Source organism: Neobacillus sp. SAB-20_R2A (genome assembly GCF_049568635.1).
Classification (GTDB): domain Bacteria; phylum Bacillota; class Bacilli; order Bacillales; family Cytobacillaceae; genus Neobacillus; species Neobacillus citreus.
On sequence record NZ_CP145895.1, the window covers coordinates 2,526,303 to 2,539,534 of the forward strand.

The following is a 13,232-nucleotide window of genomic DNA, read 5'->3' on the forward strand; positions in this document are numbered from 1 at the left end:
TTTATAATAAAATTTTTCACTATTCTCACCAGCTAATTCTACACGAATATTATGTAGTAAGGAGGTGATGAATAATGTCTTTTGCACTTGCAGATTGGATGCTGTATACGTTGTGGGCTGCTTTCGGACTTATGCTTATTGATTTTCTGATAGCTTTTGTAAAATCATTTTGGAAAGGCTCATTCAGCCCAACATTAGTTTTAGACTATCTTAAGGATGTCCTCTACTTCATCTTCCCATTAAATATCCTCATTTCAATGCTCTCCATAGACCCGTCAGGATGGATACTGGTAACCTTCTATTTTATTGGCGGTATCGCCATTTCTCTCAAGTATTTATTTGATATTTATAAGAAATTTAAATAATCTGGTTTATAGAAACCCTCCTTTGCGGAGGGTTTTTTTGATGAAAATATTTCTTCAAGCCTGACACCTTTCCTGTCAACATGGAAGCCTATTTTTCATAGAATATTTCACAAATTTAAGAAGGGATGTGAGACCTTGAGGAACTATCAGTGGGTCAAATGGCGGAAAATTATCCTCTGGGTTGCGGTTTTCGTGTTTTTAGTCATGCTGTTGGTAAAAGGAGGACCTGCAGCATGGAATATCGCGATAACTATTTTAGGTTTTGTCTTCCAATTGTTTTTTGCCATGATGTTTATGATTATTCAGTTTGTTGCTCTATTTTGGTTTCTGGCCAGGGGGCGAACCTATTGGATCTTGCCAGGTGAAACAGGTTCCTCTTGGGATGATTATCGAGGAAACCCTGAAATTGTAGAAAATGCCAAGCGTATTGTCACCCTCCTTAAAGGTGTGAAGGAATTTAAGGAAATGGGGGGCGAAGCTATAAGGGGATTATTGCTTTGCGGACCCCCTGGGACAGGAAAATCTTACTTGGCCCAAGTCATAGCGAATGAAGCACAAGTACCATTCGCCTATGCATCTGCCCCTAGCTTTCAGAATATGTTCTTCGGTGTAGGAAACCTTAAAGTCATGGGTTTATATAAAAAAGCTAGAAAACTTGCAAAATTATATGGCGCCTGTATTATCTTCATCGACGAAATCGATGCCATCGGCATGAGCCGTCAATCAGGCGGCGGAGGCGGCGGAATGATGGGAGGGATGATGGGAATGGGCGGCGCCGGCCTTTTAAATGAGCTCCTCTTGCAAATGGATCCCCCGAATATTGACAGCTCCTGGTTTGCCAAGCTTCTGCGCACGCTAGGCTTAAGGCGTAAAAAGGCTGAACGGCCTCCGGTTTTGACGATTGGAGCGACCAACCTACCGGATGTTCTTGACCAAGCGCTGCTCAGACCCGGCCGTTTCGACCGAAAGCTTTGGGTCGATTCACCTGACTATGATGGTCGCGTCGACGTCTTCTTCTATTATCTTCAAAAAATCAAGCGTGATCAGTCGCTGACTCCAGAACGTGCTGCATTAGATACCATCGGCTATAGTCCAGCCCAAATTAAGCATATTGTCAACGAATCAATTGTCATCGCTCACCAGCGCGGGGCACAGGTTTCGAGCTATGAGGATTTCCGAAACGCAATGGAAACATATGAATGGGGGCTCAAACAGCCGCTTCGTTCAATGAGCGAAGATGAAAAACGCAATGTTGCTTATCACGAGGCTGGTCATGCGGTGGCACAGTACCTGTTGAAACCGCATGAACGAGTTTGGAAGGTTACTATCATTCGCCGTGGCGGAGCCCTCGGTCTTGCGGCCACGAAACCAACCCATGAAAGATATAACCGCAGTGACAGTGAAATTCTTGCAGAAATACAAGTTTGTCTTGCCGCCAGGGCGGTGGAGGAAGAATTCCTCGGGAAAAAATTAAATGGCGTCACATCTGACCTGCGGCAGGCAACAGAGCTTGCCGGTGCATACCTCGGTATTGTTGGGATGGGAGATGAATTGTTCAGTTGGCTTGCCTTAGGGTCGCGAGCCGATGGCCTAAGGGCTCTTCGTACAAAAATAAACCAGCTGTTAAAGGATGAAATGAACAATGTGAAAAAGCTGGTTCTTGAGAATGCTGCCTTCGTCCACGCGATTGCAGAAGAACTGCTTAAGCGGGGCGATTTAACAGGAGATGAAATTGAACAAATATATAAAGGACTAAATGGCCAACAGAGCCTGGAAATGCCAGAGGTCGGGGCATAATTATAAAAAAGAAAGAAACCAGTTAATCCTTTGATTGACTGGTTATTTTATAGAATTTATCCTTTACACATTTTGTATATTGGTAATGTGCTTGAAAGAGTAAACCAATAAGCTGTGAAATATTGAGGAGCATTTTCTTTTTAGGAAAAAAGGGATGCTCCTTTTTCTATTAAATTGGGTTAAAGACTGTAATATTTATATTTTAATTGACAGTAATTTTGCAAATGTTATATTATTTATCATTATATGTTATAAAAGCTAACACGGAGAAAGGCGGTCCACCTTAATGAAAAAAATTGAAGCCATTATCAGGCCTGAAAGACTTACTGAGACCATAAAAGGGTTAAAGAGTATAGGTATTACTGGGTTTACCGTTTCGCAGGTGGTTGGCAGAGGAAAGCAGAAAGATACTCAAGGTGTATACCGCGGGAAAAATTACAAAGTGACCCTCCATCCAAAAGTAAAATTGGAGATCATCCTTTCCGATTACATGGTGGAACGGACCATTCGGACAATTGTGGGCGCTGCGCAAACTGGAGAAGATGGGGACGGAAAAATTTATGTTTATCCGATTTTAGAGGCGTATAACATCCGGACAGGTGAAACGGATGATGATATTGATGATTTGCAGAAAAAGGAGGGATAAGTATCATGGAACTGATCTACTTAAATTCGGTTTGGGTCGTCCTTGCAGCGGCAATGGTGCTGTTTATGGAAGGCGGATTTAGTCTACTCGAAGCTGGCCTGGTTCGAACAAAAAACGCCGTAAACGTGACCATGAAAATTTTTGTGGATTTAACGGTTGGTGCTTTAGCTTTCTGGCTGATTGGATTTGGTGTGATGTTTGGGAAGGATGTTAATGGATTTTTTGGAACCACACTTTTTGGACACCCGCAAAATATTACCCTTTCCATTGACCTGCCGAGCACGGCCTTCGTGTTGTTTCAAATGGGCTTTGCGGTTGCCTGTATTTCGATTGTCTCTGGTGCTGTTGCCGAACGAATGAACTTTAAAGCCTATATTTTAACAGCTGCCTTAATCTGTATCATTGTATATCCACTTTCCGGACATTGGATTTGGAGCGCAAACGGCTGGCTTGCGAAACTGGGGATGAAGGATTTTGCCGGATCGGCCGCTATTCATGCGGTCGGTGGCTTTGCAGCTTTTGCTATGGCGAAATGGCTGGGGCCGAGGAAAGGAAGATTCAATTCCGATGGAAGCACGAATGTATTTGCTCCAAGTAACATACCTTTAGCTTCAGCCGGAACGTTCATTTTGTGGTTTGGCTGGTTTGCCTTTAATACTGGCAGCACCTTGGATGCTTCTAATAAAGCCTTTGCTTCTATAGCCATTAATACGATGCTTGCAGGAGCGAGCGGCGGAACAGCGGCTCTTTTTATGACGATGAAGAAGTTTGGTAAAGCGGATCCAAGTATGATGATCAATGGGGTATTATCTGGGTTAGTGGCTATAACAGCAGGATGTGCCTTTGTTTCGCAATGGAGTGCAATCATCATTGGTATTATCAGCGGTATTATTGTCATATACGCAACGTTATTAGTGGACTATTTAAAAGTCGATGACCCTGTAGGTGCAGTGGCGGTTCATGGGTTTAATGGTGTATTCGGCACCATCGCGGTTGGATTGTTTGATCAGTCTCATGGGTTATTCACTTCTGGGGATTTTTCTCTTATTAAAATTCAACTATTGGGTGCTTCAGCAGTAGTTATTTGGGGACTTATCTGCGGATCGTTTATGGCTTTTGTATGCGAGAAAACGGTTGGACTCCGGGCGACGGAACGAGAGGAAGAAGAAGGATTGGATATGTCCTATCACGGTATTCCAGCCTATAACGAATTAGAGCGATTCGCGGATTTGCCTGCCAGCTTGTACAATTTTGAAGAGTCAACAGGTATCACCGTTGCCCCGAGCAGAGGGAAAAAAGTTTCTAGGGATGCGGTATAACTTATAAGCCAGTATATCGAAATTCGATATTACTGGCTTATTTCTTTTTATTATAGATTCCAACCCTTCACGAAAAGATTAAATTTTGATTGAAGCCTCATTTGAAATCCATTTTTTTTGCCAGTATTGCTGAGCGTTGGCAAGGACAATCAGTACAGCCACACCCAAGACTGTATAAACGATAAAACCTGTTTGGTATGTTCCGGTTACTTGTTTGAGAGTACCAAGAATATTCGGGACAAAAAAACCGCCAACCCCTCCAGCCGCCCCGACGATTCCGGTTATCATTCCAATTTCCTTTGAAAACCGCTGAGGAACTAACTGGAATACCGCGCCATTGCCCATTCCGAGGCAAAGCATGCCGATAAATAAAAAAGCTATCGCCATATAAAGGGAAGGAAGCTGGCTTACACCGAACATATTGAGTGCTGCTGCAATCAATAGAAAGGTAAGAAGGCGGACTCCGCCGATTTTATCGGCTATATATCCGCCAATAGGACGGAAAAAACTTCCTGCTGCTACACAAAGTGTAACGAAATCACCTGCCTGGACTTTTGATAAATGATATTGGTCAACAAAAAAGATCCCTAGAAAGTTAGATAGCCCAACGAAACCGCCAAAAGTAAAGCTATATAACAAGCAAAAATACAAAGTGTCTTTCTGCCTGAAGACTCGAAGATATTCGAATATTGGTTTAGATTCTGGCTGAGAAGGAGGATCTTTCGCCAAAATGATATAAATGATGAAAACGATCAAAAGCGGGATACAAGCCAGTCCCATGACATTATGCCAGCCATAAGCTTCAGCCAAACGAGGGCTGAACAATGTAGCGAAAAGTGTACCGCTATTTCCGGCTCCTGCAATCCCCATTGCCAGCCCCTGTAAATGCGGTGGATACCAGCGGCTCGCCATCGGTATGGCTGCAGCAAAGCTTGCCCCAGCTACACCAAGTAAGATGCCTATTAAATAAAGTTCAGTTAATGTATTTCCGAGTTTCCATCCCCATAAGAGGGGAATCAATGATACGACCATTCCGAAAATGGCCGTTTTGCGCGGACCAATCCGGTCTGTTAATACCCCGAAAATAAGGCGGAAAAAAGAGCCACTAAGAATAGGGATGGCGACGATGAATCCCTTTTCAGAAGGTGATAGATTAAAGCCATTTGTAATATAGACTCCTAGAGCTCCTAACATTACCCAAACCATGAAACTGACATCAAAGTATAAAAACGATGACAGCAGCGAGGGGGCATGCCCGCTTTTTCTTAATTCTATTAATCTCATTTTATTGTACTCCTTCCTTGCGTATTATCCGGCTAAAGGAATCTACCATCCGATATTTTGTTTTTTTGAGAAAATTATTTTAGCCAACAATACAGAAAACGTAAAAAAACCAATTACTTTTTTCATCTCCAAGCCTCCATTCCCCATTAAGTGCTTTACGTAAATCCCTTGCTGTTTTCAAGAATAATAGGTCAATTTTGTTTTGTCTCAAAATCTGTAAGGTCATCTAACATGGAATTTTTTATGTTAGAAAATGTAACGCGTTTAATTTCTTAATCCGATTTTTATGAAATAATGTGGGATATTCGATTATTTCATCACTAGTGGAGGTGTTATTTGGGATGGAAAGACCAGCTCTAGTTGGAAACAGAATGGTTAAAGGGGAATCAAAGGCAGCTGCCATGCCTATAAACAAAGTCATTTGCAGATGCAATAGAGTAACGAAAGAGGCTATTTTGGTGGCGGTTCAAAAAAATGGGTTAACAACCGTTGAACAAATAAAAACCTGCACAAAAGCATCTAGTTCTTGTGGAGGCTGTAAACCGTTAGTAGCAGATCTCCTATCCTTAATTCAGAGTGAACAATTTGTTAAAGATAATCACTTAAAACCCTTTTGTTCTTGCACATCATTAACAGAAGAAGAAGCGGTTAAAGAGATGCAATTAAGGGGATTAACTACTGTCCAAGAGGTAAGAGCGGTTCTCAAATGGGAAAATGCGACTGGCTGTCCGACCTGTACCCCAGCTATTCAATATTATTTAAGCATGATAGATCCGCAATACGTGGATAAACAAGCCAACATGCAAGGTAACATCAACACTAATATCGGGGAACAAATATGTAAATGTGACTGGCATTCCGCTCCTCAAATTGCTGAGTGTCTTCAAATGAAATTTGAAAGTCTATTAACACCCTACCCTATAAAAATTGATATTTTCCCATGTATGCATAATGTGGCGGTTCCTGTAACAGAGGATATCGGCCTGATTGGAATTGACAGGGGCTGGGAAATATATGTAGGCGGCAGCTCTGGGCATGTCCCTCGAAGCGGAAAATTATTATGTATTTCAGTAACCAAGGAAGAAGCAATCGAAATAGTTTCCGGTTTTATCCAATATTACAGAGAAACAGCCAATTACCGTGAGCGGACATGGCAATGGTTAGAACGAGCGGGCCTAATCCATGTAAGAGAAGTATTGTTTGACGATGAGCTTCGCCAGCAATTGCTTAAGAGGTTAAGAGAGGATGAATCGATAAGAAAGAAAAGGGTGGGCGTCCATGACTGAGTTATTATTAAAGTATTTTCGAAACAAGCAGCAGGAAGTGGAAAAGGAAAAAACGTACGATACACAATGTCCATTTTGCAGCATGCAATGTAAGATGCAGTTGATCGAACAATCGATTGTTTCTAGGAAAAGATATATGACAGTGGGCAAGGAAAATCCAACTTCCGAGGGGCGCTTATGCATGAAGGGTGCAAATGCCCATCAACACGCCTTCCATCGCGAGCGTTTGAAATACCCGTTATTAAAAGTAAATGGGGAATTTGTCCGGATTTCCTGGGAGGAAGCCTTAAATCACATCAAAGAAAAGTTTACCCGAATTCAGGCGGAGGATGGTCACGATGCCATGGCTGTTTACGGGAGTGCATCCCTTACTAATGAGGAAGCTTACTTGTTGGGGAAATTTGCACGGGTAGCGTTAAAAACCAGATACATTGATTATAATGGCCGTTTTTGCATGTCTGCCGCAGCTTCCGCCGCCAACCAAACGTTTGGAATGGACAGAGGGTTCACTAACAGTTTATCCGAAGTTCCGTTTGCGCGTTGCGTTATTTTAGCAGGAACAAACATTGCCGAATGTCAGCCTACTATCATGCCATATTTTGAGAAGGCAAAAGAAAACGGTGCTTTTATCATAGCCATTGACCCACGGGAAACGGCGACAACGAAATTGGCTGATTTACACTTACAGATAAGACCGGGAACTGATGCCGTTCTGGCTAACGGATTATTAAAGGTCATCATTCAAGAAGGCTATTTGGATCATGGTTTTATAGAGGAGCGGGTAAATGGATTTGAAGCTGTTAAAGACTACGTCCACAGCTTGAGGTTGGATCAAATTGCAGAACAAACAGGTGTTTCCATCGAGCAAATTCGAACAGCAGCGAGAAAGTTTGGGAAAGAGAAATCAGGAATGATTTTTACCGCTAGAGGAGTGGAGCAGCAAATAGATGGCTCTGTTGCTGTGTGCAATTTCCTGAATATTCTGCTTGTTACAGGTAAAATTGGGAAGCTAAATTGTGGTTATGGAGCGATTACCGGTCAGGGAAATGGCCAAGGAGCAAGAGAACACGGTCAAAAAGCAGATCAGCTTCCAGGTTGCCGCTCAATTGAAAATGAGGAACATCGCGAATTTATGGCCCGTGTCTGGGGAATCCCTGTGGAGGAATTGCCCGGAAAGGGTGTTTCAGCCTATGAAATGATGGAAAAAATTTATGAAGGTGAAATAACAGGAATGCTGCTCATGTGTTCCAACCCGATTGTTTCCAATCCGAATGCCGTTTTCGTACAAGAAGCTCTAAAAAAATTAAAATTCTTTGTTGCCGTAGATTTATTTGTGTCCGAGACTGCTAGATTAGCAGATTTAATTTTACCAAGTTCTTCTTATCTTGAAGATACAGGGACAATGACGAATGTAGAGGGACGGGTATTGTTAAGGGAAGCGAGCTTTCCGTGTCCTGGAGAGGTGAAACATGATTGGGAGATAATTTGTGACATCGCTAGAGCTCTAGGCAAAGGGAAATATTTCTCCTATGCATCACCGGAAGAAATTTTTAATGAGTTACGAATGGCGAGCCGTGGAGGAATCGCTGATTATTTCGGCATAACATATGATCGTTTAAAAAAGGAATGCGGTTTGTTATGGCCGTGTCCGGATGAATCCAGCAATGGGACAAATAGATTGTTCGAAACCTCTTTTGCTCATCCGGATGGTAAAGCGGTTATGGCGGTAGTGCCGAATGAATTGGCCGCTTCCAAAGAAAAGGCAAACGAAGAGTATCCGTTATATCTAACAACAGGCCGAGTCGTTTCGCATTATTTAACAGGTGTGCAAACAAGAAAAAGCCCGGCATTAGCCGCAAGAAACATTGAATCCTTTCTGGAAATCCACCCTTCAACGGCAAAGGCCTACGGAATCGGCGATGAAAAGTTGGTAAAAATTGAATCCAGAAGAGGGAGTATAGTTGTGAGAAGCAAATGGTCGGAAACAATACGTCCGGATACGGTGTTTGTTCCTTTTCATTGGGCGGATTCGCAAAATGTTAACTTGCTCGTAGCAAAGGAACTGGATCCGATTTGCAAAATGCCGGGTTATAAATTGAGTGCGGTTAAAGTAAGCCCGCTTTTTTGAATGAAAGCTTTTAATTTAAAAACTACGTTAGGAAACCTTACATGAACGGTAACAAGTTGAAAAGGGTGTGATATATTTTAAAAAACTTAACAAGGAGGGAATGCCAGGTGGAGAAAAAAAAGCTAGTTCTAGTTGGGAATGGAATGGCTGGTGTAAGAACCATTGAAGAAATCCTGAGTATTTCAAAAGAATTGTTTGAGATTACTATTTTCGGAAGCGAGCCGCATCCGAATTATAATAGAATTTTGCTCTCGAAGGTTCTGCAGGGTGATACAAGTGTTCAAGATATAACTTTAAATGACTGGGCATGGTATCGTACTAACAATATTCAGTTATATACGGGTGAAACAGTCATCAAAATTGATTGCAGCAGGAATGCAGTCATTACAGATAAAGGCAGGATAGAACCTTATGATGAATTAATTTTGGCAACGGGTTCTCTGCCCTTCATCCTTCCAATACCGGGAAAGGATTTAGATGGGGTAACTGCTTTTCGTGATATTAAAGACACAGAAGTCATGCTTGAAACATCCAAACAATTTAAAAAGGCAGCAGTAATTGGAGGAGGCCTGCTGGGGCTTGAAGCGGCAAGGGGACTACTAAACTTAGGAATGGATGTTACGGTCATCCATCTTGCCCCCTATTTGATGGAACGCCAATTAGACCCAACCGCCGGGAAACTGCTGCAAACAGAATTAGAAAAACAAGGCGTGAACTTTTTATTAGAAAAACCAACACAGGAAATCTTGGGAGAAGAACGGGTAAAAGGATTAAGGTTCAGTGATGGGACAGAACTTGAAGCGGACTTAGTGGTGATGGCAGCCGGAATCAGACCAAATGTTGACCTGGCAAGAGAAAGCGGACTCCTTGTCAATCGCGGCATTGTTGTCAATGACTATATGGAAACGAATATCCCTCATATTTATGCGGTTGGTGAGTGTGCAGAGCACAATGGAATTGCTTATGGTTTAGTGGCACCTTTGTACGAACAAGGAAAAATTTTAGCCAAACAAATCTCCAAGGTAAGAACGGAACCTTATAAAGGCTCTATTTTATTTACCCAGTTGAAGGTTTCGGGTGTTGAAGTTTTTTCAGCCGGTGACTTTTATGAGGAGAAAGACAAAAAAGCCATCAAAGTCTTTGATGAACAAAATAACATTTACAAGAAAATCGTCTTATCCGGTGATCAAATTGTCGGTGCTGTTCTATTTGGTAACAGCAGCGAAGGAAACCGTTTAGTTTCCATGATTCAAAAGAAAACAGACATTTCCAATTTAACAAAAGTGGCCATTTTAAACCAAAATGGTGAGGATTCCGGAGACAGTCTGACTGCTGCCATGAGCAATGAAGAAATTATTTGCGGCTGCAATGGCGTGTCAAAAGGTACTATCATCGAAGCGATTCAGGAAAAAGGCTGTTCGACCGTCAATGATATTAAGGAATGTACGAGTGCATCCCGTTCCTGCGGAGGCTGCAAACCACTTGTAGCAGAGATTTTACAGATTACTTTAGGATCCGAGGCTGATGTCTCTTTGCAAAAAGAACCGATTTGCAGCTGTACATCACTATCAAGAGATGAAGTGATTGAAGAAATTAAAACAAAAGGGTTGACCCACATAAAAGAAGTTATGTTTGTCCTGGGTTGGAGCACGGAAGAAGGCTGCTCGAAATGCCGCCCAGCTCTAAATTACTATTTGGGAATGGTTAATCCAACCGGTTATGAAGATGAAAAACAATCGCGTTTTGTGAATGAGCGTATGCATGCGAATATTCAAAAAGATGGAACATATTCAGTCGTTCCACGGATGTATGGAGGTGTGACAAATTCACATGACCTAAGGCGGATTGCAGACGTGGTTGATAAATATGATATTCCATTAGTCAAATTAACAGGGGGACAGAGAATTGACTTGCTTGGGGTCAAAAAAGAAGACCTGCCAAAAGTATGGAAGGATTTGGACATGCCGTCCGGGTTTGCTTACGGAAAATCGCTTCGGACGGTAAAAACCTGTGTCGGAGATCAGTTTTGCCGATTCGGCACCCAGGATTCAATCAGTCTGGGAACCATGCTGGAAAAGAGATTTGAAGGGCTGCAAACTCCTCATAAAGTAAAAATGGCCGTATCCGCCTGTCCTAGAAGCTGCGCTGAGTCGGGATTCAAAGATATTGGTTTTATCGGAATAGATGGCGGCTGGGAAATTTATGTCGGCGGAAATGGGGGAACCCACATTCGCGGGGGAGACATATTATACAAAGTAAAAACGGAAGAAGAAGTTATGGGGATTACGGGCGCCTACCTGCAATATTATCGGGAAACAGCCAACTATTTAGAACGAACATCGGCCTGGATTGAGCGTGTTGGTTTGGAGCATGTCCGCGCTGTGTTAGATGATCAGGAAAAACGTGCAGCATTAAATGCCAGAATGGAAAAGGCTCTATCAGTCATTAGGGACCCTTGGAAAGAAATTACTGAGGATCAAAAAGTGCGAAAAGAGCTGTTTGAAAGCATGGTCATGTCGTAAGAATGATAAATAGGTGGAGGGGGGAATAATTCCTGTGAATAAAAGCATATCAAAAATTCCGCTTGGCTATGTTCATGAATTCCCGGAGCGCTTAGGTAAAACGGTTCAAATAGGGGATAAAGAAGTGGCGGTTTTCAAATTATCAAACGGGATTTTTCGGGCAGTTGAAAATCGGTGTCCTCACCGCGGCGGAGTATTAAGTCAAGGAATCGTAAGCGGTGAGTTTGTCTTTTGTCCGATGCATGATTGGAAAATTTGTTTGCAAGATGGTAAAGTTCAAAAGCCCGATATTGGATGTGTGAAAAGCTATCAAGCAATAATAGAAGGGGAAGATGTATTTCTTCTTATTGATGAAAGATAATTGAGAGGTAGAGGGCCCCATCAAAATATGGTGGAGCTCTCTTTAAAGTGTCCGAACGAAACAAGCAAAAATCTTCCTTTATAATTATTAACCTCTCGTTTCTAATCCTTCCGCGGATGCAGTTTGGCTTATTGAATCCTTTTTCCTTTTTTTATATACCAAATGAAGCGCTAATCCAGTAAAGACAAAGCCGCCAATAAAGTTTCCGATTGTGACAGGAATTTGATTCCAAAGCCACCAGTCCCCAAACGAAATATGCGCGCCCATTAACATGGCTGTTGGAATAAGGAACATGTTTACGACAGCATGCTCAAAGCCGTGGGCAAAAAAGAGAAAGACCGGAAGCCACATGGCGGCAATTTTTCCAATAGTAGAACTCGATACAAAGGCCATAAAGGCTCCGAGCGTTACCATCCAATTACAAAGAACCGCTTTAGTTACCGATAGGATGATACCTTCTCCGCCCATACTTTTATAGGCTAGGGTTTTTCCTTCGGCAACGGTGATAATCTTTTCAATCATCGGTCCGTCCGTTAAATGACCAAGCTTGGTGGCGGCGATATAAAATAATACGCCATACAAAATGCTTCCTAAGAGATTTCCAAGAAAAGCCCAGAAGAAGTTATAAATAACGTTCCAAGTAGAGGTTAGCCCTCTGATTTTAGCAAGGGGCAGCATCGCGAAATTGCCGGTTACCAATTCCAGCCCCAATAACAAGATAAACACAAAGCCTGCTGGAAAAACAAAAGCACCGACAATACTTAGCTTAGTATCAATTGCAGCCGTAAATGCAAGTGTAGTGGCAAATCCCAAAAAGGCCCCCGACAATATTCCCTTAATTAACAGATCTTTTATCGATAACGTGGATTTATAGGCGCCTGTATTAGCAACATCCTCAATTAGCTGGGGAGGTTTAATATAGTCCAAGCTTGATCCCTCCATCTTCCGGAGATTAATTCTTACTTTTTAATCCAAAGAAAAACGCTTTGCAAAAAAATAAAAATAGCAATAATAGGGAGAGTGCCATTAGAGTTTTTCCTAGTTGGACTTGCTGCCCAGTTAAATAATTATTGCACAGGCGGATTGGAGCTTCGGCGTAAAGCCAGCCCATGACGAATTGCATGGAAATGAGATTTGCCCAGACAAACCCTTTAACAATGGAAGGAAGCTTCCCCCAGCTTAAAGCGAGGGGAAGGCCGATGAGCAAAGGAACGGTAAGGAATTTCATCGTTTCATAAAAGGCACTGTTAAGCGCTGCATCAAGAGCTCTTGGTAATATCCAATAGGTACTCGTGAAAACAACAAGGAGCAGACCGAGAGACCCATAACTATTAAAGTTGGAAACTATTTTATCGATACGTTTCCTAATCCCGCTACCAAATAAATAGCCGGAAATGGCTAACAATGGAATCTGGATAAGCATTTGGCCAATCATGGAATCCTCAAGTCCCGTTCTCACCGACGGTTTACATAATATTATTATTAATATAATACTAAGGGAGATTTTCCAGTTCATCTTCGTTC

Annotated in this window: 11 protein-coding genes; 8 read left to right on the plus strand and 3 right to left on the minus strand. The window is 42.2% G+C overall.

The genetic code is table 11. The features are described 5' to 3' along the window. Positions 1 to 74 precede the first annotated feature (74 nt). The 4 genes from V5M37_RS12370 to V5M37_RS12385 all read left to right on the plus strand — a co-directional run bounded on the left by V5M37_RS12370 (position 75) and on the right by V5M37_RS12385 (position 4,127). Complete coding sequence (locus V5M37_RS12370; RefSeq protein ID WP_213115825.1) at positions 75 to 365, plus strand: hypothetical protein; 291 nt, start codon at positions 75 to 77, stop codon at positions 363 to 365. A gap of 135 nt (positions 366 to 500) precedes the next feature. Beyond that, complete coding sequence (locus tag V5M37_RS12375; RefSeq protein WP_423802188.1) at positions 501 to 2,162, plus strand: AAA family ATPase; 1,662 nt, start codon at positions 501 to 503, stop codon at positions 2,160 to 2,162. Between the two features lie 286 nt (positions 2,163 to 2,448). Then, the gene (locus V5M37_RS12380; protein WP_378581639.1) at positions 2,449 to 2,808 is read left to right on the plus strand and encodes a P-II family nitrogen regulator; all 360 of its coding nucleotides are present in this window, start codon (positions 2,449 to 2,451) and stop codon (positions 2,806 to 2,808) included. 5 nt (positions 2,809 to 2,813) lie between these two features. Beyond that, a complete protein-coding gene (locus V5M37_RS12385) occupies positions 2,814 to 4,127 on the plus strand; it encodes an ammonium transporter (RefSeq protein ID WP_423802189.1) in 1,314 nt (437 codons plus the stop codon). Between the two features lie 78 nt (positions 4,128 to 4,205). Here the strand turns inward: V5M37_RS12385 and V5M37_RS12390 are convergent, their stop codons facing one another. Continuing rightward, positions 4,206 to 5,411: a nitrate/nitrite transporter gene (locus V5M37_RS12390; protein WP_423802190.1), complete on the minus strand. Its 1,206-nt coding sequence runs from the start codon at positions 5,409 to 5,411 to the stop codon at positions 4,206 to 4,208. A gap of 341 nt (positions 5,412 to 5,752) precedes the next feature. On the opposite strand from V5M37_RS12390, the gene V5M37_RS12395 reads away from it, so the two are divergent. The 4 genes from V5M37_RS12395 (at position 5,753) to nirD (ending at position 11,708) form a co-directional block, all read left to right on the plus strand. Further along, entirely contained in the window at positions 5,753 to 6,697 is a 945-nt protein-coding gene (locus tag V5M37_RS12395; protein ID WP_423802191.1) for a (2Fe-2S)-binding protein, read from the plus strand. Continuing rightward, complete coding sequence (gene nasC, locus V5M37_RS12400; protein ID WP_423802192.1) at positions 6,690 to 8,825, plus strand: assimilatory nitrate reductase catalytic subunit NasC; 2,136 nt, start codon at positions 6,690 to 6,692, stop codon at positions 8,823 to 8,825. The genes V5M37_RS12395 and nasC overlap by 8 nt, the downstream gene beginning before the upstream one ends. 107 nt (positions 8,826 to 8,932) lie before the next feature. Next, complete coding sequence (gene nirB, locus V5M37_RS12405) at positions 8,933 to 11,347, plus strand: nitrite reductase large subunit NirB (protein ID WP_423802193.1); 2,415 nt, start codon at positions 8,933 to 8,935, stop codon at positions 11,345 to 11,347. 34 nt (positions 11,348 to 11,381) lie between these two features. Next, complete coding sequence (nirD, locus tag V5M37_RS12410) at positions 11,382 to 11,708, plus strand: nitrite reductase small subunit NirD (protein ID WP_423802194.1); 327 nt, start codon at positions 11,382 to 11,384, stop codon at positions 11,706 to 11,708. 87 nt (positions 11,709 to 11,795) lie between these two features. On the opposite strand, the gene V5M37_RS12415 is transcribed toward nirD, so the two are convergent. Then, positions 11,796 to 12,635 (minus strand): formate/nitrite transporter family protein, encoded by an 840-nt coding sequence (locus V5M37_RS12415; protein WP_423802195.1) that lies wholly within the window; start codon positions 12,633 to 12,635, stop codon positions 11,796 to 11,798. 25 nt (positions 12,636 to 12,660) lie between these two features. Continuing rightward, the gene (locus tag V5M37_RS12420; RefSeq protein WP_423802196.1) at positions 12,661 to 13,224 is read right to left on the minus strand and encodes a hypothetical protein; all 564 of its coding nucleotides are present in this window, start codon (positions 13,222 to 13,224) and stop codon (positions 12,661 to 12,663) included. Between the last annotated feature and the right edge of the window lie 8 nt (positions 13,225 to 13,232).

What these genes read in the sequence shown, in the direction of transcription:
- V5M37_RS12385 (WP_423802189.1), top strand. Translation starts at nt 2,814, where the DNA reads ATGGAACTGATCTACTTAAATTCGGTTTGGGTCGTCCTTGCAGCGGCA.
- V5M37_RS12370 (WP_213115825.1), top strand. Translation starts at nt 75, where the DNA reads ATGTCTTTTGCACTTGCAGATTGGATGCTGTATACGTTGTGGGCTGCT.
- V5M37_RS12395 (WP_423802191.1), top strand. Translation starts at nt 5,753, where the DNA reads ATGGAAAGACCAGCTCTAGTTGGAAACAGAATGGTTAAAGGGGAATCA.
- V5M37_RS12380 (WP_378581639.1), top strand. Translation starts at nt 2,449, where the DNA reads ATGAAAAAAATTGAAGCCATTATCAGGCCTGAAAGACTTACTGAGACC.
- V5M37_RS12390 (WP_423802190.1), bottom strand. Translation starts at nt 5,411, where the DNA reads ATGAGATTAATAGAATTAAGAAAAAGCGGGCATGCCCCCTCGCTGCTG.
- V5M37_RS12420 (WP_423802196.1), bottom strand. Translation starts at nt 13,224, where the DNA reads ATGAACTGGAAAATCTCCCTTAGTATTATATTAATAATAATATTATGT.
- nasC (WP_423802192.1), top strand. Translation starts at nt 6,690, where the DNA reads ATGACTGAGTTATTATTAAAGTATTTTCGAAACAAGCAGCAGGAAGTG.